Genomic DNA, 18,877 nt, shown 5'->3' on the forward strand with positions numbered 1-18,877 from the left:
ACCCCGACCAGATGGACCTCTTCGCCGTCGGCGACGACGGCGGCGTCTACAGCGCCTGGTGGCACGGCGACTGGCACGACTGGTTCCGCATCGGCAGCCGCACCTTCAGCCAGGGCACGCCACTCGCGGTCAACTCCCGCAACCCCGACCAGATGGACCTGTTCGCCGTCGGCGACGACGGCGGCGTCTACAGCGCCTGGTGGCACGGCGACTGGCACGACTGGTTCCGCATCGGCACGCGCACCTTTGCGCAGCGGGCATCCCTCGCGGTGCTGTCCCGCAACCCCGACCAGATGGACGTGTTCGCGGCCGGCGACGACGGCGGCGTCTGGAGCGCCTGGTGGCACGGGGACTGGCACGACTGGTTCCGCATCGGCGACGCCCAGCCGGCGCTCATCTTCGGCGGCCCGATCGCCAGCGAAGGCCTGGCCGCGCTCGGCGGCTGGGTCGAGGCGCGGATCTTCCCCGACGGCACCTCCCGGTGGCGCGGCCACGCGCACGACAGCGGCCTGGACGGGTACGCCTTCGGGGTCAGCGCGACAATCAGCAACCGCGCCGGCCGGGTCCTCGCCTTCTCGCACCACGGGCACGTGGAGGGCACCCTCTCCACCGAGGGCGGCCGCGACGAGGACTGGGACGAGTTCCGCCCCGCCGACCCCGTCATCGCCCAGTACTTCCGGACGTTCGCGGCGGCCGAGGTCGCCATCCCGGTGTCGTACTCCAGCGACATCGGCACGTTCGTGGTGGACGTCGTCGACTTCATCGTCACCTGGGAGCTGGGCGCGTCGCCGGTCGGCGCGGTCGTCGGGCTCGTCGCGTTCATCGGCGTCGAGGTCGGCTCGTTGTTCGCCACCGGGTCGCTGGTGCCCGGCGCACGGATCATCGGCAGCAGCCTGTGGATGGCCGGCCCGACGAACACCCTGCTGTCCATCGCCGCCGAGGGGCTCGCCTCGTTCGGCAGCGAGTCACGGTCGCTGACCCCGGAGGAGTACGACTGGGCCGACTCCACCGTGTTCGGCGGCACCCTGCCGCCCCGCGAGGACATCCTGCTGACCGACATCATCGGCAAGGACGACCGGGCGTTCACCATGCCCGGCAGCGGCGACTGGATCTACCTCAACATGGGCCGGGAGGCGTTCGCCGACCCGCGCAAGTTCGGGCTGGCCCGGGGCAAGCAGTACGGCGAGACGTTCGTCCACGAGCTGACCCACGCGTGGCAGATCGCGCACACGCCGATGCAGCTCAGCCTGATCGCCGGCGTCCTGGGCAACCAGCTCAAGCACGACCCGTACGAGTACGGGCCCCCGGGCGCGTCGTTCTCGGAGTTCAACCTGGAGCAGCAGGCGGCGATCGTCGCCGACTGGTTCGTCGGCAACCAGCGTCCGGGCAGCACCCAGACGTCGATCGACATGGACCCGGCGAGCCCGTACTTCCGCTACATCCAGCAGAACATCCGCCAGGGCCAGTACTGAACCCCATTGCCGGAGTGAGTACTCACTCCGTACGATGGGACCATGACCGTCACGCTGAACCACACAATCGTTCCCGCCCTCGACAACGACGAGGCGTCCCGGTTCCTGGCCGGCGTCATGGGCTTCGAGCTCCTGCCGCCGGCCGGGATGCACGGGCACTTCCGGCCGGTCCGGGTCAACGACACGCTGACGCTGGACTTCATGACCACCGCGGAGCCGGTCGGCCACCACCTGGCCTTCGCCGTCGACGGCGCCACGTTCGACGCCGTCCACGCCCGCGTCGAGGCGGCCGGGGTGCCGTTCGGCAACCACCCGGCGACCCCGGACAACTGTCGTATCGACCACCCGCTGTGCCCGCGGGGCCTGTTCTTCCGCGACGCGACCGGCAACCTCTACGAGGTCATGGCGGACAGCTAGCGGTCGCGGTAGGCGGCGAGGCCGCCCAGCTCCTCGCTGGCGATGAACGCCGTGCGCACGTCGAGGATGGCCTCCACGGCGGATCACCACCGCACGTGGCGCAGCTCGGTCAGGCGCAGCGCGGCCGCGGCGGCGATGTACAGCAGCAGCCCGACGAGCGCGGCGAGCGCCACCGTCATGACGGTGCCGGCGAGGGCGGCGCCCGCCCCGGCCACGCCGGCCGCGACCAGGACCCGGCCGTGCGTGCCGGCGATGCGACGCCCGTCGATGCGCCCGAGGCGGCGGCGCAGGGCGAGCGCCGTCGCCACGAGGCCCACGGTGTACGCCGCGGCGTAGGCGAGTGGCACCCCGACCACGATGTCGGCGGCGGGCAGCCACCACATCGCGGCCACGCAGCCGGCGACGCCGACGGCGCTCACGGCCGCGGTGATCAGCGCCGGCGTCCTCGTGTCCTGCAGGGCGTAGAAGCCGCGCTGCAGGATCATGTACGCGGTGAACGGCAGCAGCGCCAGCCCGAACGCGGCCACGGCGACGCCGAGCACGCCCACGGTCGCGGTGGCGCTGCGGCCGTGGCCGAACAGCAGCGCGGCGACCGGGCGGCCGAGCACGAGCATCGCCGCCGCCACCGGGGCCAGGGCCACGGCCGCGACCCGCACGGCCAGGGACAGGTCGCCGATGACGCGCTCGTGGTCGTGGCGGGCGGCGCTGCGGCTGAGGCGGGGCAGCATCGCCGTCATCACCGACAGCGCGACGACCGCGAAGGGCACCTGGAAGATTGCGTACGCGTTCTGGTACACCGTGACCCCGCCCGGCCCGCTCAGCGACGCCGCACGCGTCGCCGCCGCGAGCATGACCTGGGCGGAGAGGACCGACAGCAGCACCCACGCGCCGAGGCGGCCGATCCGGCGCACCCCGATCCCGCGCGGGTCCAGGTGCAGCCGCACCGGGAAGCCGCTGCGCGCGAGCGCCCACACGACGAGCGCCGTCTGCGCGACGACCCCGGCGGTCGTGCCGATCGCAAGCAGCGTCAGGTGTACCGTCGTGAGCCCGTCGACCGCGAGGTAGCCCAGCCCGACCGCGATCACGACGAGGCTGTTGACGAGCGGCGCCCACGCCGGGGCCCCGAACCGCCCGCGGATGTTGAGCACGGCCCCGGCGGTGGCCCCGACGCCGTAGAACAGGATCTGCGGCAGGAAGTACCAGCAGAAGACCACGGCGAGGTCGCGCTGCGGCCCCGTGAAGCCGGGCGCGTACAGCCGCACGAGCCACGGCGCGGCGACGACGGCGACGACGGTGACCGCGCCCAGCCCGTACACCATCAGCGACAGCAGCCGCTGCGCGTAGACGACGCCGTCGTCGGCCTCGGTGACCGCCGCCCGCGCGAGCAGCGGCACGACGACGCTCGCCATCGCCCCGCCGACGACGAGCTCGAAGACGGCGTTGGGCAGCGTGTTGGCGACGTTGTACGTGTCCAGCAGCCGCGTCCCGAGCCCGAGCGCCGCGGTCAGCACCACGATCCGGACGAACCCCGCGATGCGGGACGCCAGCGTCGCGACCGCCATCCCCCGCCCGGCACCGCTCAGTGAGGCCACGCCGTCCTTCTTAGCATCCGGTGGTGGTTTTCCGCCGCTCGCGCCGGGTAGGCCGGGCGGTATGAGCAACGGCACCGCCCTCCGCTGAGGCCGCCCGGCGTGGACACGATCGAGGTCCTGGACCGGCTGGCCGAGCTCGTGCGCCGCGGCGGAGACGAGCTGTACGTCCGCTGGTCGCGCGGCCCGCAGGCCGACCTCGCGTCCACCGGCGGCCTGCAGCACGGCGCCGGCGGGCTCACGGGCCTGGCGCTGCCGGAGCTGCCGGCCCACTCGCTGCGGGTCGAGCCGTGGTGGGGTGAGCGCCCGGTACTTCTATGGGTGGCCCGGCGCCTGACCGACTGCCGCGCCCGGCACGAGCCGTGCGGCCCCGGGGTGCGCCCGTGGCTCCTGCGCGCCGAGGAGTGCGGCCGCGGCCGCGACGAGGAGCCGCTCGTCATCTGCCGGCACCCGGTCGCGTGGATCTCCGACGCGGCGCTGGAGGAGTGCGCGGCGCAGATCGCGGCCGAGGGCGCCCCCGGACGGGGGCCCCGTGTTCGGTGAGGCGTGGCTGGCCTCGGCGGTCGATCTGCTCGTCCGGGCCGTCGAGGCCGGCGGCGCGGTAATCATCTTCACCGGTGCGGTCGTCGCGTTCGGGCGGTTCGCGGTCGCCGCCGTCCGGACCCGGCGCACCGAGAGCTTCACCCCCATCCGCCTGGGGCTCGGCCGCTTCCTCGCGCTCGGCCTCGAGTTCCAGCTCGCCTCGGACATCCTGCGGACCGCGATCGCCCCCACCCTGCGCGAGATCGGCGAGCTCGCCGCGATCGCCGCGATCCGCACCGCCCTGAACTACTTCCTCAGCCGCGAGATCAAGGAGGAGCGCGCCGAGCTGGCCCGCCGCGGGGCGCCGGTGCCGTGAGCGTGCTCCTGGCCTACGCCGCCCTCGCCTGTGTCGCCGCCGGGCTCGTCATCGGGGCCGTCACCCTCGTCATCGGCGGGGGTGTGCGCACGGCGCTGCAGGTGGCGCTGGACTTCTGGCTCGCCGCCGGCCTGCTGCGCCTGGGCGGCCCGCCGGGCTGGCCGCCGCTGCTGGTGGCCGCGGCGATCGTGGCCGTGCGCCGGCTCGCCGCCTCCGCGCTGCGCCGGCGCACGCTGCGACCCGACGAGGATTGTTAGTCTCGCGGCGTGACCTATCCGCGCAGGACGGCCCGGCCGCCGCTGCAGGCCCGGGTCCGCGACGTCCGGGACGTCACCGCCTCGATGCGCCAGATCGACCTGGCCGGCCCGGAGGTGCCGCGCCTGCGGTTCCGGCCCGGCGCGCACCTGGTCGTGCGGGTGCCGGCCGAAGACGGGGAGGCGCGCCGGGTGTACTCCGTCTGGCGCCACGACCCCGCCGGCTCCCTGCTGTCGCTGCGCATCGCCCTGCACGACGCCGGCGGCCCCGGCTGCGCGTGGGCGCGCAAGGTGGCGCCCGGCGACCGGGTCACGCTGGAGCCGCCGCGTAGCAAGATCACCCTGGCCGGCTCCGCCGCGTTCCACCTCTTCGCGGGCGACGAGACGGGCGCGGTACCGCTCCTGGCCATGCGGGGAGCCCTGCCCCGCTCGGCCCCGGCCCTCGGCGTCTTCGAGGCCCCGGCGCCCGCCGACGAGATGCCCGGGGCCGACGGCGTGCCCGCGCTGCCGTGGGTCCACCGCGGCGGCGCGTCGGCGGTCGGCTCCCGGGTCCTGCTGCGCGCGGTGGCCGACCTGGAGCTGCCGCCCGGCGCCGGCGTCGCGTACGTGGCCGGCGAGAGCGACACCTGCCGCCTCGTGCAGCGCCTGCTGATCGAGAAGCGCGGCTTCGCCCGCCGGGCCGTGCACACCCAGCCCCAGTGGACCCCGGGCCGCCCGGGCTTCGGCGCGGGCGGCGACTGAGGTGACGACCCGGACCCGGCCGCCGACGACGAGCCGATGCCCGCGGTGCCGGGCGGCCGGCACTGGCCGGTGTCCCGGCATCTGCCCGCGGCCCGGCCGGTGGGCCGCAACCACGGCGCCGCCGCGACCCGCATCTCAATGCGGGCGCCGCGCGAGGCCGGGCTCCTCTAGCCGGTACTCGCCGCCGCAGGACTCGGCGAGGCCCGGGCCGAACAGCGCGGCCGGGGTGTACGCGCCCGGCTTGCCCTCGCCGTCGAGCAGGCGGCGGACGACCTCGGCCGGCACGGCGGCGGTGAAGGCCTGGGCCTCGCCGACGCGCAGCCAGCCCTCGCGGGTGCTCCCGTCCGGCCACTGCACGACGGCGTGGCCCCAGGAGTGCTCGCGCGGCTTCGGCCGGGCCGTGAACCGTACCGCCGCCAGACGCCGCCGGGCGAAGGCGCGCACTGGACCGATCGCGAGCAGGGCGGTCGCGGCCGGTAGGACCGCGCGGACGAGCGGCGAGGACGGGGCCTCGCTCGACGCGGCGACCACGTCCGCGGCGCCGCTGGCGCGCTGGGCCGCCATCAGCTCGCCCAGCGGCATGCTCGCGGTGGTGACCGTCGAGCCGTCGGGCAGCACCAGCCGGATCGGGTCGCCGCCCAGGCGGGCCGGGGCCAGCCGTCCGCCGCGGTACCGCCGGCCCTGGAACCGCCCGCCGCCCGCGACACCCGGCAGCCCCTCCACGATGGTGCCCGCGAGGGCATCGCCGACGGCCCCGGCCTCCACGACGAGCGACGGCACCATGTCGACCCGCACCCGCCGCGGGGCCGGCCGCCCCTCGCACAGCTTCACCACGACGCTCTCGGTCGCGGTGACGCCGAAGCCGGCCCCGGTGACGGCGGTGCGCCCGGCATCGGTGAACGCCTGGCTCCGGCCGAGGGTCGCGGCCACCGCGGCCAGGTCGTTGGCGAGGTCGAGGTAGTGGCTGGACGGCCGGCACGCCTCCAGGAGGGGCGCCCCGGTCTCGATGAACGGCCCGATGGTGTTGACGACCACGGCGGGGCGCTCCCGGCGGATCGCCTCCGCCGTCTCGGCGACCGACCCGGCCACGACCGTCCGGAGCCCGCCGGCCGCACCGGCCCCCGCCGGCCGCGGCCCGGCGGCCGCCTCCGCCAGCCGGCCGGCGTCCCGTCCGACAAGCACCGGCCCGATGCCCCGGCGCAGCAGCTCGGCGGCGATCGCCCGCCCGCTGCGGCCGGTCCCGCCCAGAATCCAAACCTCGGTCATGGCAAAGCTCCGCCCTGGTGCGGCGGCCGTCCCTCTGACGACACGCCGTGTCATGACCGTACCCCTCATGACACGACATGTCATCACCGCTAGACTGCGGACATGGCACGGTGGCAACCCGACGCGCGCGAGCGGCTGCGCCAGGCGGCCCTCGAGCTCTTCGCCGAGCAGGGCTTCGCCGCGACCACGGTGCCGGCGATCACCGCGCGGGCCGGCCTGACGACGCGCACGTTCTTCCGGTACTTCGCCGACAAGCGCGAGGTGCTCTTCGCGGACGAGGCCATCTCCGCGTTCGCCGGGCAGCTCATGGCCGCGGCCCCGGCGGCCGGCGACCCGCTCACGACGCTCCTCGAGGGCCTGCGCACGGTCGCCGATGCCCAGTTCGAGGGCCGCAAGCCGGCCCTGCGCCAGCGCCGGTCGATCGTCGAGTCCGACCCCGGCCTGCGCGAGCGCGACCTGCACAAACGCGCCGCGCTGGCCGAGGTGGTCCGCGACGGCTTCCGGGCCCGCGGCCTGGAGCCGACCCGGGCCGCCCTGCTCGCCGAGACGTCGGTGACCCTGATGTACGTCTCCGTGACCGAGTGGCTCGACCGCGACGACGACCGCCGGCTGTACGACATCATCGAGGCCTCGCTGGCCACCCTGCGGGCCGAGCTGAGCTGAGCCCGGGCCGCGGCGCCGGCGCACCCTGAGCGGGCACCTCGCCGCGACCGGACATGACGCCGGGGAGTTCCCCGCGCCGGACCGGCGGCCCCGGGACGCCGAGGGACTCGGCAACGAGCGGGCCGCCGGGCACGCCGCGCGGCTCCGCCTGCCACCGGACCCAAGACCGCTGCGGGCGCCCGCGATCGTGGTCAGCGAACGCCGGCCAAGCCGCACCCGCGACCCGGACGGCGAACGCTAACCGGGCCGGACCGCGACCCGGTCGGCGCGGTCGACGGCGCCGAACCGGATCGCGCGCAGGGCGGTCGCGCCCGGGCGGTCGATGCGCGTGACGGTCGCGGCCTCGCGGTGGGCGTCGCGCAGCACGTCCTGCCAGTTGCGGCAGTGCGCCGCGAACGCCGCGGAGCGCACCCGGCGCCCCCGCGACTCCTGCCCGGCGAGCGCGTCGGCCGGGCTGACGTCGAGCAGCAGCAGGTGGACCCGGCGGCCGGACCGGCGCGCGGCGGCGAAGATCAGTCGCCGCGCCCAGGGCCGCGTGGCGCACTCGTGCACGACCACCGGGCCCGGCCCGCCGAGGGTGTGCACGAGGCGGGCGTAGTGGGTGGCGTGCACGATCGGGCGCCAGTACCGGTACGGCAGCCGGCCCAGGTACGGCCGCCACCATTCCCGGGAGTGGTCCGAGTCCAGCACGCGCACGCCCGCGCCGCCGGTGGGGAAGAGGCGCCGGAGCAGGGTCGTCTTGCCCGCGCCCGGGACGCCCGCGACCACCAGCACGGCGTCGGTGCCGTACCGGAGCTCGCCGGGGCGCTCAACCGCGACGGCGGACACGGGCGACGACCTGCTGGAGGCGGCGGCGGTTCTGGGGCTTGCGCAGCTCTTCCTGCGCCCGGACGATCAGCCGCTGCCCCTGCGGGCTGCGCAGGAACCGGCGGAAACGGTCGGCAAGCGTTGGCATGAGTGAGGCCTTCCCGCCGCCGGCGGGGGCCGAATCCACGAAGAGGACCCCGACCCCGTCCGCGGCAACGTGTTCGTCACCTGCTGGGTCGAAGGTCTCGTCCACCCCGCGGTGCGGGGCCCGGGCACCGGGAGCCACGAGGGCTCCGAACTGACGGCGACACCGGCGGAGGACTACTCCCCTTCGCGACTAAGGGTACCCGCCGCGCGCCACATCGCCGAGTCCCGCACCGCAGCGCCCGAGCGAGCGCGCCGCCGCCGGACCCTGGCCTGGTCACAGCGGGTCCGGCGGCGCCCGTGTTACCTTTCCGGCATGCGCCACTCGGGCTTCGTCGACACCGTCGACGCCCTCGGCGGCCACGATCACGTCGGCTGGGTGTTCGACGACCCGGACGAGTACCACCCCGTCGTGGAGCGGTTCCTGGCCGACGGCCGGGCCGCCGGCCAGCAGGTGATGTTCGTCGCCGACGGCGATCCCACGGCCGCGGCGGACCCGGCCGCGCAGGTGCGCACCTACGCCCGGGCCACCGAGCGGGCGCTGGCCGACGGCTACACCGGGCTGCGCGTCGCCGCGGACGCGACCCCACTGGTGCGCACCGCGCAGGAGCGGGCGGCGTTCGCCCGCTACGAGTTCCTCATGGACGTCTTCATGGCGCGCCGGCCGATGTCGGGCCTGTGCGGGTTCAACCGCAGCGAGCTGGGCGACGAAGCCGTGGCCGAGCTGGCCGGGATGCACCCGGTGGCCCGGCGGGGCTCGACCCCGCTGCGGCTCTTCGCCACCGACCGGCCGGGCGTCGCCGCGGTGCTGGCCGGCGAGGTCGACCCCGGAGGGCACGCGCAGCTGCAGAACGCGCTCGGCCGGGCCGAGCTGCCGGCGGACGGCGGCGTGGTCACCCTGGACGCGCGGGAGCTCACCTTCATCGACCACCGGGCCCTGATCCGGCTCGTCGAGCACGTCCGGGGCCGCGGCGCCGGCACCGCGCTGCTGGTCGACCCGGGCAGCCCCGTGGCACGGTTGGCCGGTCTGCTGCAACTGGGTGACCTCCGGGTGGTGATGTCGTGAGATCGGGCCCCGCGGCCGGGCACGACGGCATCCTGCACGAAGCCGCGTTCTACGGCTCCGACGAGGAGTTCCTCGCCGTCGTGCTGCCGTTCCTGCGCGAGGGCGTCGCGGCCGGCGAGCCGACGGTCTCGATCTTCGGCGAGCGCAACCAGCGGCTGCTGCGCGCGGCGCTCGGCGAGGGCAGCGGCGTGCGGTTCATCGACGGCGGCCCGCACTACCTGCGCCCGGCCTCGGCGATCCGCAGCCACCGCGAGATGCTGGCCGGCTACGTCGCGGGCGGCGCGGCGCAGATCCGCATCGCGGGCGACGTGCCGCACCCCGGGGTCGGCGTGCCCTGGGAGTGGTGGGCGCGGTACGAGGCCGCCGCCAACGAGGTCTACGACGAGTTCCCGATGTACGGGCTGTGCCCCTACGACACCCGCACCGCCCCGCCCGAGGTGCTCGAGGACGTGCGGCGCACGCACACGCACGTGGTGACCGCCGACGGGGACCGCCGGCCCAGCCCCCTGTACGTGCGCCCGCGCGACTTCCTCGCCACCGCGGTCGCCCCGTGGACGTTACCGCTGCAGGCCGCGCCGCCGGCGCTGGAGCTCGCGGACCCGTCGCCCGCGCAGGGCCGCCACGCCGTCGGCGTGCTCCAGCTGATCGCCGGGCTGGGCGACGAGGAGCGGCAGGGGCTGGAGCTGAGCGTCACCGAGGTGGTCACCAACGCCACCCGGCACGGCGCGTCGCCGGTGCGGCTGCGGGGCTGGGCCGAGCCGGGCCGCATCGTCGTCGCCGTGACCGACGCCGGCCCCGGACCGGCCGACCCGGCCGCCGGGCTGATGCCGGCGGGCGGGCCGGGCGGGCTGGGCCTGTGGCTGACCCACCAGCTCTGCGCGTACGTGTCGCTGCACCACGGCCCCGACGGCTTCACCATCCGCCTGGTCGCCGAGCACCCCTGATCGAAACGCGTCAGGGCCGGTCCAGCGGGAACTCGGCGGTCAGCCGGGTGCCCTGCCCGGGCGGGCTGTCCACGGCGAGCGTGCCGCCGAGGGCCTCGACCCGGTCGGTCAGGCCGATGATGCCGGTGCCGCGCCGGGGGTCCGCGCCGCCGACCCCGTCGTCGCTGATCGACATGTGCAGCACGCCGCTGTGCACCTCGACCGCAGCCGACACGACGCTCGCCTCGGCGTACTTGGCCGCGTTGGTCAGCGCCTCGGCCATCACGTAGTACGCCGCGACCTCGACCGGCTCGGGCAGCCGCCCGTCCACCCGCACGTCGAGCTCGACGGGTGCGGCCGAGCGGCGGGCCAGCGCGCGCAGGCCGAGGCGCAGACCGCCCTGGGTGAGGATCGCCGGGTGTACCCCGCGCGAAAGCTCCCGCACCTCGTCGACGGTGCCGTTCAGCGCGCCCACCACGTTGTTGAGCTGGTCGCGCAGCCGGGGGTACTCCGGCGGCACCTCCGCCTCGGCCCGGCGGATGTCCAGCGCCAGGGCGATGAGCCGCTGCTGGACGCCGTCGTGCAGGCCGCGCTCCAGCTGCCGCCGATCGTCGTCCGTGGAGAGCACGAGCCGCGTCCGCGACTCGACCAGCCCACCCACCCGCAGGAGGGTGACGGCCTGGCGCATGACGAGCAGCGCCACGACCGTGGACGCGACGAACCCGGCGGTGTCGTCGGGCTCGCTGCCGCGGGCCCGCTGCACGATCAGCGCCAGGGCCATGGCGCCGACCGCGAAGTACGGCAGTAGCAGCCGCCCCCAGTGCGGATCCGGACGCGCCGTCCAGCCCTGCGGCTGCCTCGTCTCCGTCCACGCGGCGATGGCGACGAGGACGAAGCCCGCGACGAACCCGGCGTCGCCCAGCGGCGGGATGCCGTGCGCGCCGATCGTCACCTGGAAGGCGAAGACGCTGTCGGACATCGCGATGCCGAACAGCCCCACCCCGAGCAGCATCAGCTGCGCGCGGTTGCCGGCCGAGGCCATCCCGATGAGCATCAGGACCCGCACGGTGAGCAGCAGGTCGGTGATCGGGTACGCGAGCGCGACCAGGTAGGCCAGCCGGCTCGCGGCGCCGTCGTGTACGACCGCCCCGAGCACGGTGACCCAGCTCAGCACGAACAGCGCGCCGACGATGACCAGGCCGTCGAGGGTGCTCAGGACCTGCCCCTCCAGGTGGCGGGGCAGGCGGTGTACGGACTGGCCGGCGGAGAGGGTGACGAGCGCGGCGAGCGCGAAGAAGGGCAGGGTCAGGTACCCGGCGTCGGCGAGCGACGGCGAGGGCAGCCCGACGTCGGCGTAGAGCTGGTACCACGACCAGACCAGCTGGCCCAGCACCCAGCCGCACGCAGCGGCCCCCATCCACACGCGCCACCACCGCTGGGCGCCGTGGTGCCGGGCCGCCGCGATCCAGCAGGCCAGCATCGCGGCGAGCGCGGCGAGAAACTGCGCGGCGTCGTCGACGAACACCGACCACCACGGGCTCAACCAGCCGGAGCTGGCCAGGCCGACGACCGCGGCCACCAGTCCGAAGGCGACCAGGCTCCGCCGGAGGGGTTCAGACCCACACCTTCGCAACGTTACTAGCAGCCAGCAGCGCGACCCGCACCTTCGCGGCCTCGCCGGCCCCGCGGCCCCGCCAGGCGACCACGTGGTCCGGGCGCAGGAGCAGGCACTCGCCCGTACCGGCGAAATCCACCCGATTTCCGCCCGGCAGGATCGCCCAGCCGGGCCCGGCGAGGTCGAGCGTGGAGCGGGTCCGCGCGTCGTCGAGCCAGCGGTGCGGCACCCGGGTGCCGGCCCGGCCGGCGGGGGCGAAGTCGAGCACCGGCTCCTCGGAGCCGTCCGGCACCAGTGCGCCGGCGGTGTACTGGAAGCCGCCGGCCGCGAGCACGTACGGGTGGGCCAGGGTCGGGTCGGGGGTGCCGAGCTTGAACGAGTCGGTGCGGCGCGCGGACTGGTCGGCCGCGAACCAGCCGGCCGGGCGGCGCTCGGCGTCGTAGCTGTCCAGCAGCCCGGGCCCCGCCTCGCCGCGCAGGACGGCGGCGAGCTTCCAGCCGAGGTTGTGCACGTCGGCGATTCCGGTGTTCGCCCCGCTGGCCGCATACGGCGGCATCAAGTGGGCGGCATCCCCGGCGAGGTGGACGCGACCGTCCGAATACCGGTCGGCGACGAGCATCTCGGCCTGCCACGGCAGCACACTCAGAACCTCCAGATCCGGCAGCGGTACCCCCAGTGCCTGCCGCAGCCGCGCCGGCCAGTCGCGTCTGGTCTCGCCGCCCGGGCTCATGAACACCCAGCGGTACCGCCCGTCCACCGAGGCGAGCCCGCCCGGCGCGTCCGGGTGCTCGATCTGGCACAGGTTGAACTCGCGGCCGCGCACGACGTCGCCGAGGTCGGCTGTGAAGTACACATTCACGCTCGGCCCGCCGATCGCGCCGCGGCCCGACCGGGTGATGCCCAGCGCCTCGCGGATGCCGCTGCGGGCGCCGTCGGCGGCCACGACGTAGCGGGCGCGGATCTCGCCGTCGGCGAGCCGGCCGACCACCTCCCCGGCGGTCTGCTCGAGGCCGGCCAGCGGCGTGCCGAAGCGCACGTCGGCCCCGGCGTCGACCGCGGCGGCGCGCAGCAGCGGCTCGAGGGCGTCCTGGGCGAGCAGGCACGGCCGCTCCGGGCTGACCTCGGCGGCGGGGCCGCCGGCGGGCTGCCACAGCGGGAGCTGCCGGGCCTCGGCGAGGGTGCGCCCGGCCGCCATGTGGTCGTGCCCGGCGAGGTCGCGGGCGGCCTCGTGCACGAGCCCGGCCAGCCCGAGCTCGCGGAAGATCTCCATGGTGCGCATGTGGAAGCGGCGGGCCTTCGGCTGCGGCGAGGTGCCGGCCCGCCGCTCCACGAGGGTGACGGAGACGCCGTGGTGGCGCAGCACGAGCGCGGCGGTGAGCCCGACGAGCCCGCCCCCGACGACAAGCACGTCCGGTGTACGGTGTCCACTCATGGTGTACGTTGTACACCACCTGATAATCTTCGTCCACCATGAACAATCCCGAACCCGGCGGCCTGGTGTGGTTCGACGCCCCCGCTCCCCCGCGCACCACGGAGCCGCTCAGCCGCGAACGCATCGTGGCCGCCGCGACCGAGCTGGCCGACCGCGAGCCCGGCGGCGAGATCACCATGCGCGCGCTCGCCGGCCGCCTGGGCGTGCGCAGCCCGATGGCGCTCTACCGGTACGTCGGGAGCAAGGACGGCCTCGCCGACCTCATGGCCGACCAGGTCTACGGCCGGTTCTCCGTGCACCGCGGCGACGGCTGGCGCCCGGCCCTGCGCGAGCTCGGCACCTCGGGCTGGGCGGCGGTCCAGCGTCACCCGTGGTTCGCCCGCCTCGCGTTCGCCCGGCCGCCCCTGGGCCCGAACGCGCTCAACCTGTACGACGCCGCCCTGGCCGAGCTCGACCCGCTGAACCTGCCCGCGGCGACGCGCATGGGCTTCGTGAACACCGTCCTGGGCCACGTGTTCGGCTCGGGCCTGGCCCTGCTGGAGGAGCAGCGCATGCGCGCCGGCATCGGCACCCCGACGGACGCCGACCTGGCCGCGAGCGCGGCGCCCTACCTGGAGCGCATCGCCGCCGCGGGCGCCCACCCGCACTTCAGCCGGTGGGCCGCCGACCCGGAACGGCACGCCCCGGCCCCGCAGACGTTCGAGGCGATCCTGGACTGGCTGCTGGACGGCCTCGAGTCGCTGCCGAACTAGGGGCTGTATCGAAATGGATGGCCGGGCTGCGGCGGACTCAGACCCCCACTTCGATACAGCCTCTAGCCGGCCAGCGCCTCGGCCGCCGGCGCGGGCTCCGGCTCCCCGGCGGCGCCCCGGCCGCGGAGGTAGCCCCAGGCCACCAGCGCCGCGGCCGCGACGGTGAGGGTCAGCGCGGCGACGGTCACGGCGTGGCGGAACTGCGCGGTCTGCGCCGCGGTCCAGGCCGAGGTCGCGATGTTCCCGGTGAACAGGGCGGCCAGGATGGTACCGGTGACCGCGATCCCCGCCCCCGAGGTGACCTCCGAGGCGGTGTCGACAAGCGCCGCGCCGATCGTGGTGCGGCTCTTCGGCAGGCCCCGCAGCACGTTCACCCCGGCGACCACGCCGACCACGCGGATGCCGGCGGCCACGAGGACGAGAGCGAGGGCGACCCAGACGTACCCGTACCGGCCCAGCAGCCCGTAGACCGCGAGCCCGGCCACGACCGCGGCGGCGCTGAGCCAGGCCGCGCGGTCCAGCCCGGCCCGCTGCACGAACGGGTTGACCAGCGCGCCGCCGGCGATGAGGACCACGACCTGGGGCAGCAGGCCGATCGCGGCGAGCGCGGGCGACCAGCCCCAGTCCAGCTGCAGCTGCAGCGTCGCCAGGTAGCCGAGGCCGGCGACCGCCAGCCCGGCCGCGGCCTTGTACGCCAGCCCGCTGGACACGAGCGGCCGCGCGACGAGCCTCAGGTCCAGCAGCGGGTGGCGCGCCGAGCGCTCGCGCACGACGAACAGCACGGCGCTCAGCAAGGCCCCGGCGGCGACGGTCCACGGGGCCCAGGAGCCGGCGCCCTCGTGCACGAACAGGGTCGGCGCGACGAGGGCGAGCACGACGGTGGCGGTACCGAATGCGGCGCCCGGAAAATCGGCCGGGTCACGGTGCAGGCCGGCGGGGTCGTCGGGCGCGACGCCGATCCGGATGCCGACGGCGGCGAGCACGGCGATCGGCACGTTGACCAGCAGCAGGACCTGCCAGGGCGCGACCGCGAGCACGAAGCCGCCCGCGGTCGGGCCGACCGCGAGCCCGACCAGGCCCACGGTGGAGATGAGGGTCATCGCCCGGACGCGCAGGCTATCCTCCTCGAACAGCCGGAAGGCCAGCGCCATCGACCCTGGAGTCGTCATCGCCGCCGCGACACCCGTCACCGCCCGGACGGCGATGAGCTGCTCGGCCGAGGTGACGAACGCGGTCGCCAGGCTGGCCACGCCGAGCAGCGCCAGGCCGATGATCATGACTCGGCGCCGGCCGAAGCGGTCGGCCACGGCGCCGAAGGCGAGCATCAGGCCGCCGAACACGACGGCGTACGCGCCGGTGACCCACTGCAGCGCGGTCGTCGACGCGTGCAGCTCGCGGCCGATCGTGGGCAACGCGACGTTGAGGATGGAGTTGTCGAGCATCTCGAACAGGAACACCGCGGACAGGCCGGTCAGGGCCACCCAGTTGGCGCGCATCATGGTGCTAGATTAAGCGACTAAATTTAGTCACACAAGAGAATGGGGTCACACATGCCCAGGACCGGCGAGCGCGGCGGGCCGCAGACGCGGGCGCGGATCGCGGAGGTCGCGGCCCGGCTGTTCCTCGAGCGCGGGTTCGACGCGGTCACCGTCGCCGACGTCGCCCGGGAGGCCGGGGTGTCGAGCGTGACGGTCTTCAACCACTTCCCGCGCAAGGAGGACCTGTTCCTGGACCGGGCGGCCGACGCCGAGCAGCTCCTGCGCGCGGCCGTGCGCGACCGGCCGGCGGGCACCGGCCTGCTCGCGTCGCTGCGGGCGGCGACCCTCGGCCTCGTCGACGCCCGGCACCCGCTCTCCGGCGTCAACGACCGGTCCGTGCCGTTCTTCGGCACCGTCGCCGCGTCGCCGGCGCTTGTCGCGCGGGCCCGGGAGATCGCCTACGACCTGCAGCGGACCCTCGCCGGCGAGCTCGGCCGCGACCCGGGCTTCACCGGCGACGCCGACCTGTTCGCCGCGTTCTTCGTCGCGGGGTACGGCACCGTGCTGGTACAGACGGCACAGCGCCTCATCGCCGGGGAGCCGCACAGCGCCGTGCTGGACGAGCACCGGGCGCGCTTCGAGCGGCTGTTCGAGGCCCTGCACGCGGGGTTCGGCGGCTCAGGCGGTGACCAGGCCTAGCCGGACGGCCTCCTTGGCCGCGCCGGAGCGGGTCGCGACGCCGAGCTTGCCCAGCACCGCCGACACGTGGTGGTCGACCGTCTTCACCGCGATGAACAGCCGCTCGGCGATCTCGGCGTTGGTGTGCCCGGCACAGATCAGCGCGAGCACCTCCCGCTCGCGCCGGGTCAGCCCGGCCGGGTGGGCGCGGGTCGCGGCGCGCGGGCCGGCCGGGACGGCGCGGACGCCCTCGCGGCGCATCCGCTGCCGGGCGACCCGGGCCGCGGCCGCCGCGCCGAGGTCGTCGAGGATGCCCAGGGCGCGCCGCCGGGCGTCCTCGTCGCCGGACTCGAGCAGGACCAGTGCGGCCTCGTACGCCGAGCCGCCCTCGTCCCAGCGGTCCGCCGCGGCCGGCCAGTCGCCGTCGGCCTCCAGCCGGTACGGCTCGGCGAGCGTCCCCTCCGGCATCCGGTCCGAGCCGGTCCGCCGCAGCCAGAAGACCGCCAGGCCGCGGGCCCACTCGTCGCCGCCCGCGACGGCGTCGGCGACCAGCTCCGCCTCGCGCCGGGCCGGCTCCTGGCGGCCCTCGAGCCAGTACGCCTCGGCCCGCGCGGCCCGCACGAACGCGATCCACTGCGGACCCTCGCAGCCGTCGGCGAGCTCGGCCGCCTCGTCCAGTGCCGGCCACACCCCGTCCTCGCCGCGCCGGGCGCGGATCAGGCCGAGGCAGACCAGCGGGGTGACCCGGTTCAATGGCGACGCGTCGACGCGGTTGGTCAGCACGTACTCGCCCAGCGCCAGCGACTCGTCCCAGCGCCCGGTGTCGGCCAGGGTGTTGACGCGCTCGGCGCGGATGCAGGTGGCGTAGGTGCGCACGTCGTGCTCGTCGCAGTACGCCACGCCCTCCTGGTAGTACCGCTCGGCCTCGGGGTAGCGGCGCTTGGTGCAGAGCATCCCGTGCAGGTTGATGTAGGCGCGGCCGACCTGCTCGTCGAGGCCGTGCGCGAGGCCGAGGTCCAGCGCCCGGCCCAGCGGCCCGAGCCAGTCGCCGCCGAGGATCGCGCGGGAGCAGCCCTCGGTGATGAGGGCGTCGCTGTGCACCTCGGGCAGCCCCAGTGCCACCGCGAGCTCCTGGGCGCGGGCCGCGGTGGCGATCGCCAGCTCGTGCTGCTCGCTCACCATCCGCTGCGACGCGAGGGTCGCCCAGGCCCAGGCCAGCTCGGCGGTCGGGCCCAGCGGCGCCAGCGTGGCCAGGGCGTCCTCGGCGGCGGCCAGGGCCTCCCGGCCGCGGCACGCGTACCGCAGCGCGGCCGAGAGCCGGCGCTGGGCGGCGCCCTCCCGCAGCCGGTTGCCGGCGCGGTGCCACAGCTCCCGGGCCTGCCCGGCCACCTCGCAGACCCGCGGCCCGCGATCGACCAGGGACAGCTCGGCGGCCAGCGCGTCGTACAGCTCGGCGAGCTCGGCCGGCGGCACGCCGTCGGCGCAGCGCAGGGCCCGCTCGTACTGCGCCGCGGACTCCCGGTGCGAGCCCAGCTCGGCCGCGCGGCGGGCGGCCCGCACCGCGTACCGCAGCACCGCCGGCGCGTCCCCGGCCGCCTCCGCGTGGAAGGCCGCCCCGGCGTCGTCGTCGCGGCCCAGCTCGCCCAGCGCGGCCAGGATCCGGGCGTGGATCAGGCTCACCCGGTGCTGCGGGATCGCCTGCTCGACGGCGAGCCGGGTCAGCTCGTGCCGGAAGGTCAGCAGGCCGCCGTCGCCGATGAGCAGCCCGGACATGACCAGCTCGTCCAGCACGGACGGCGGGCCGCCGGTGGCCGCGGCCAGCAGCCGCGGGTCGATCCGGTTGCCGATCAGGGCCCCGGCGTTGAGCACCGCCCGGGCGTCCTCGCCCAGGGTGGCGACCCGGGCCAGCACCACATCGCGCGCCGAGGCCGGCACGGCCGCGGAGCCGGAGCGCACCACCTCGGTCACGAAGAACGGGTTGCCGCCGGTCAGCCGGTGCAGGTCGGCCGGCTCGATGCCGCTGCCGCCGGCGAGGTGCTCCACCGCCCGGACCGACAGCGGGGCGAGGCCGATCCGCCGGGTCGTGCGCTGGGTGGCGATGTCGCCGAGGGCGATCCGCAGCAGGTCGCGCGATTGCAGGTCGTCGTCGCGGTAGGTGGCGATGAGCAGGATGCGGGCGCCGCGCAGCCGCCGCCCGAGGAAGCGCAGCAGGTCGATCGTCGCCTCGTCGGCCCAGTGCAGGTCCTCCAGCACCAGCACGTGCAGCTCGCCCGGCGCGTCGGCCTGGCGCAGCAGCGTCGCGAACAGCTCGTCGCGCGACGCGCGGGCGCGGGAGCGCTCGAGCAGTTCGCCGCCGAGCTCGCCGGCGATGTCGAACAGCGGGCCGAGCGGCCGCGGCGTGGACAGGCCGTCGCACAGGCCCCAGGCCGCCCGGGCCGCGGGCATCGTCCCGGCCAGCCGCTCGGTGAACGCCTCGACCAGGCTCGACTTGCCGACGCCGGCCTCGCCACCGACGAGCACCAGCCGGCCGTCGCCGGCCAGGGCGTCCCGCGCGTACTCGGCCAGCGACGCGAGCGCCGAGTCGCGCTCCAGCAGCTTCACGCCGTCAGTGTCCGCCTTCGCGGCGGCCCGGCCGACCCCGGTGCTCATTCCGGACACACCAATGCGCCGGCGGTCCGGAGC

The 18,877-nt window shown here is 75.7% G+C and carries 19 protein-coding genes; 11 read left to right on the forward strand and 8 right to left on the reverse strand.

All coding sequences use genetic code 11. The features are described from left to right. Nucleotides 1-1,472, forward strand: a 1,472-nt coding sequence (locus tag AB0B76_RS34550; protein ID WP_360383234.1) for a hypothetical protein, incomplete at its 5' end; no start/stop codon positions are given. A gap of 42 nt (nucleotides 1,473-1,514) precedes the next feature. Next, complete coding sequence (locus AB0B76_RS34555; RefSeq protein WP_360383235.1) at nucleotides 1,515-1,889, forward strand: VOC family protein; 375 nt, start codon at nucleotides 1,515-1,517, stop codon at nucleotides 1,887-1,889. Between the two features lie 83 nt (nucleotides 1,890-1,972). On the opposite strand, the gene murJ is transcribed toward AB0B76_RS34555, so the two are convergent. After that, nucleotides 1,973-3,451, reverse strand: a complete 1,479-nt coding sequence (gene murJ / locus AB0B76_RS34560; protein ID WP_360383381.1) for a murein biosynthesis integral membrane protein MurJ — start codon at nucleotides 3,449-3,451, stop codon at nucleotides 1,973-1,975. 129 nt (nucleotides 3,452-3,580) lie between these two features. On the opposite strand from murJ, the gene AB0B76_RS34565 reads away from it, so the two are divergent. From AB0B76_RS34565 to AB0B76_RS34580, 4 genes are read left to right on the forward strand one after another with little or no spacing between them, the layout of a single operon-like run. Next, nucleotides 3,581-4,021: a DUF6098 family protein gene (locus AB0B76_RS34565; protein ID WP_360383237.1), complete on the forward strand. Its 441-nt coding sequence runs from the start codon at nucleotides 3,581-3,583 to the stop codon at nucleotides 4,019-4,021. After that, nucleotides 4,011-4,376 (forward strand): DUF1622 domain-containing protein, encoded by a 366-nt coding sequence (locus AB0B76_RS34570; protein ID WP_360383238.1) that lies wholly within the window; start codon nucleotides 4,011-4,013, stop codon nucleotides 4,374-4,376. Before AB0B76_RS34565 ends, AB0B76_RS34570 begins: the two co-directional genes overlap by 11 nt. Further along, a complete protein-coding gene (locus AB0B76_RS34575) occupies nucleotides 4,373-4,633 on the forward strand; it encodes a hypothetical protein (protein ID WP_360383240.1) in 261 nt (86 codons plus the stop codon). The genes AB0B76_RS34570 and AB0B76_RS34575 overlap by 4 nt, the downstream gene beginning before the upstream one ends. A gap of 9 nt (nucleotides 4,634-4,642) precedes the next feature. Then, nucleotides 4,643-5,371 carry a siderophore-interacting protein gene (locus AB0B76_RS34580; protein ID WP_360383242.1) on the forward strand — a complete coding sequence of 243 codons (729 nt, stop codon included), beginning with the start codon at nucleotides 4,643-4,645 and terminating at the stop codon, nucleotides 5,369-5,371. Nucleotides 5,372-5,506: 135 nt separating this feature from the next. On the opposite strand, the gene AB0B76_RS34585 is transcribed toward AB0B76_RS34580, so the two are convergent. After that, nucleotides 5,507-6,637, reverse strand: coding sequence for a hypothetical protein (locus AB0B76_RS34585; RefSeq protein ID WP_360383244.1), 1,131 nt, complete (start codon nucleotides 6,635-6,637; stop codon nucleotides 5,507-5,509). Nucleotides 6,638-6,739: 102 nt separating this feature from the next. Between AB0B76_RS34585 and AB0B76_RS34590 the strand changes: the two genes are divergently transcribed. Further along, nucleotides 6,740-7,300: a TetR family transcriptional regulator gene (locus tag AB0B76_RS34590; RefSeq protein WP_360383245.1), complete on the forward strand. Its 561-nt coding sequence runs from the start codon at nucleotides 6,740-6,742 to the stop codon at nucleotides 7,298-7,300. Between the two features lie 237 nt (nucleotides 7,301-7,537). Here the strand turns inward: AB0B76_RS34590 and AB0B76_RS34595 are convergent, their stop codons facing one another. Further along, nucleotides 7,538-8,128 carry an AAA family ATPase gene (locus AB0B76_RS34595; protein ID WP_360383246.1) on the reverse strand — a complete coding sequence of 197 codons (591 nt, stop codon included), beginning with the start codon at nucleotides 8,126-8,128 and terminating at the stop codon, nucleotides 7,538-7,540. Continuing rightward, nucleotides 8,109-8,393, reverse strand: coding sequence for a hypothetical protein (locus AB0B76_RS34600; RefSeq protein ID WP_360383248.1), 285 nt, complete (start codon nucleotides 8,391-8,393; stop codon nucleotides 8,109-8,111). Before AB0B76_RS34600 ends, AB0B76_RS34595 begins: the two co-directional genes overlap by 20 nt. A gap of 174 nt (nucleotides 8,394-8,567) precedes the next feature. Between AB0B76_RS34600 and AB0B76_RS34605 the strand changes: the two genes are divergently transcribed. Together AB0B76_RS34605 and AB0B76_RS34610 are read left to right on the forward strand one after the other, a co-directional pair. Next, nucleotides 8,568-9,317: an MEDS domain-containing protein gene (locus AB0B76_RS34605; RefSeq protein ID WP_360383249.1), complete on the forward strand. Its 750-nt coding sequence runs from the start codon at nucleotides 8,568-8,570 to the stop codon at nucleotides 9,315-9,317. After that, on the forward strand, nucleotides 9,314-10,261 hold the full coding sequence (locus tag AB0B76_RS34610) for a sensor histidine kinase (protein WP_360383250.1): 948 nt from the start codon (nucleotides 9,314-9,316) through the stop codon (nucleotides 10,259-10,261). The genes AB0B76_RS34605 and AB0B76_RS34610 overlap by 4 nt, the downstream gene beginning before the upstream one ends. Nucleotides 10,262-10,271: 10 nt before the next feature. Here the strand turns inward: AB0B76_RS34610 and AB0B76_RS34615 are convergent, their stop codons facing one another. Together AB0B76_RS34615 and AB0B76_RS34620 are read right to left on the reverse strand one after the other, a co-directional pair. Then, nucleotides 10,272-11,819 (reverse strand): histidine kinase, encoded by a 1,548-nt coding sequence (locus AB0B76_RS34615; protein ID WP_360383252.1) that lies wholly within the window; start codon nucleotides 11,817-11,819, stop codon nucleotides 10,272-10,274. A gap of 34 nt (nucleotides 11,820-11,853) precedes the next feature. Then, complete coding sequence (locus AB0B76_RS34620) at nucleotides 11,854-13,287, reverse strand: FAD-dependent monooxygenase (RefSeq protein WP_360383254.1); 1,434 nt, start codon at nucleotides 13,285-13,287, stop codon at nucleotides 11,854-11,856. Nucleotides 13,288-13,325: 38 nt separating this feature from the next. Between AB0B76_RS34620 and AB0B76_RS34625 the strand changes: the two genes are divergently transcribed. After that, the gene (locus AB0B76_RS34625; RefSeq protein WP_360383255.1) at nucleotides 13,326-14,039 is read left to right on the forward strand and encodes a TetR/AcrR family transcriptional regulator C-terminal domain-containing protein; all 714 of its coding nucleotides are present in this window, start codon (nucleotides 13,326-13,328) and stop codon (nucleotides 14,037-14,039) included. Nucleotides 14,040-14,101: 62 nt separating this feature from the next. Here AB0B76_RS34625 and AB0B76_RS34630 read toward each other — a convergent pair whose 3' ends face one another. Continuing rightward, a complete protein-coding gene (locus AB0B76_RS34630; protein ID WP_360383257.1) occupies nucleotides 14,102-15,538 on the reverse strand; it encodes an MFS transporter in 1,437 nt (478 codons plus the stop codon). Between the two features lie 51 nt (nucleotides 15,539-15,589). On the opposite strand from AB0B76_RS34630, the gene AB0B76_RS34635 reads away from it, so the two are divergent. Next, the gene (locus AB0B76_RS34635; RefSeq protein ID WP_360383258.1) at nucleotides 15,590-16,216 is read left to right on the forward strand and encodes a TetR/AcrR family transcriptional regulator; all 627 of its coding nucleotides are present in this window, start codon (nucleotides 15,590-15,592) and stop codon (nucleotides 16,214-16,216) included. On the opposite strand, the gene AB0B76_RS34640 is transcribed toward AB0B76_RS34635, so the two are convergent. After that, nucleotides 16,196-18,844, reverse strand: a complete 2,649-nt coding sequence (locus tag AB0B76_RS34640; protein ID WP_360383259.1) for an AAA family ATPase — start codon at nucleotides 18,842-18,844, stop codon at nucleotides 16,196-16,198. The two genes, AB0B76_RS34635 and AB0B76_RS34640, sit on opposite strands and share 21 nt — an antisense overlap. Between the last annotated feature and the right edge of the window lie 33 nt (nucleotides 18,845-18,877).

The sequence above is a fragment of the Dactylosporangium sp. NPDC049140 genome (assembly GCF_040648435.1).

Excerpts from the sequence above, each read along its gene's own strand:
- AB0B76_RS34620 (WP_360383254.1), bottom strand. The coding sequence starts at position 13,287 with ATGAGTGGACACCGTACACCGGACGTGCTTGTCGTCGGGGGCGGGCTC.
- AB0B76_RS34625 (WP_360383255.1), top strand. The coding sequence starts at position 13,326 with ATGAACAATCCCGAACCCGGCGGCCTGGTGTGGTTCGACGCCCCCGCT.
- AB0B76_RS34585 (WP_360383244.1), bottom strand. The coding sequence starts at position 6,637 with ATGACCGAGGTTTGGATTCTGGGCGGGACCGGCCGCAGCGGGCGGGCG.
- AB0B76_RS34605 (WP_360383249.1), top strand. The coding sequence starts at position 8,568 with ATGCGCCACTCGGGCTTCGTCGACACCGTCGACGCCCTCGGCGGCCAC.
- AB0B76_RS34640 (WP_360383259.1), bottom strand. The coding sequence starts at position 18,844 with ATGAGCACCGGGGTCGGCCGGGCCGCCGCGAAGGCGGACACTGACGGC.
- AB0B76_RS34555 (WP_360383235.1), top strand. The coding sequence starts at position 1,515 with ATGACCGTCACGCTGAACCACACAATCGTTCCCGCCCTCGACAACGAC.
- AB0B76_RS34590 (WP_360383245.1), top strand. The coding sequence starts at position 6,740 with ATGGCACGGTGGCAACCCGACGCGCGCGAGCGGCTGCGCCAGGCGGCC.
- AB0B76_RS34630 (WP_360383257.1), bottom strand. The coding sequence starts at position 15,538 with ATGATGCGCGCCAACTGGGTGGCCCTGACCGGCCTGTCCGCGGTGTTC.
- AB0B76_RS34635 (WP_360383258.1), top strand. The coding sequence starts at position 15,590 with ATGCCCAGGACCGGCGAGCGCGGCGGGCCGCAGACGCGGGCGCGGATC.
- murJ (WP_360383381.1), bottom strand. The coding sequence starts at position 3,451 with ATGGCGGTCGCGACGCTGGCGTCCCGCATCGCGGGGTTCGTCCGGATC.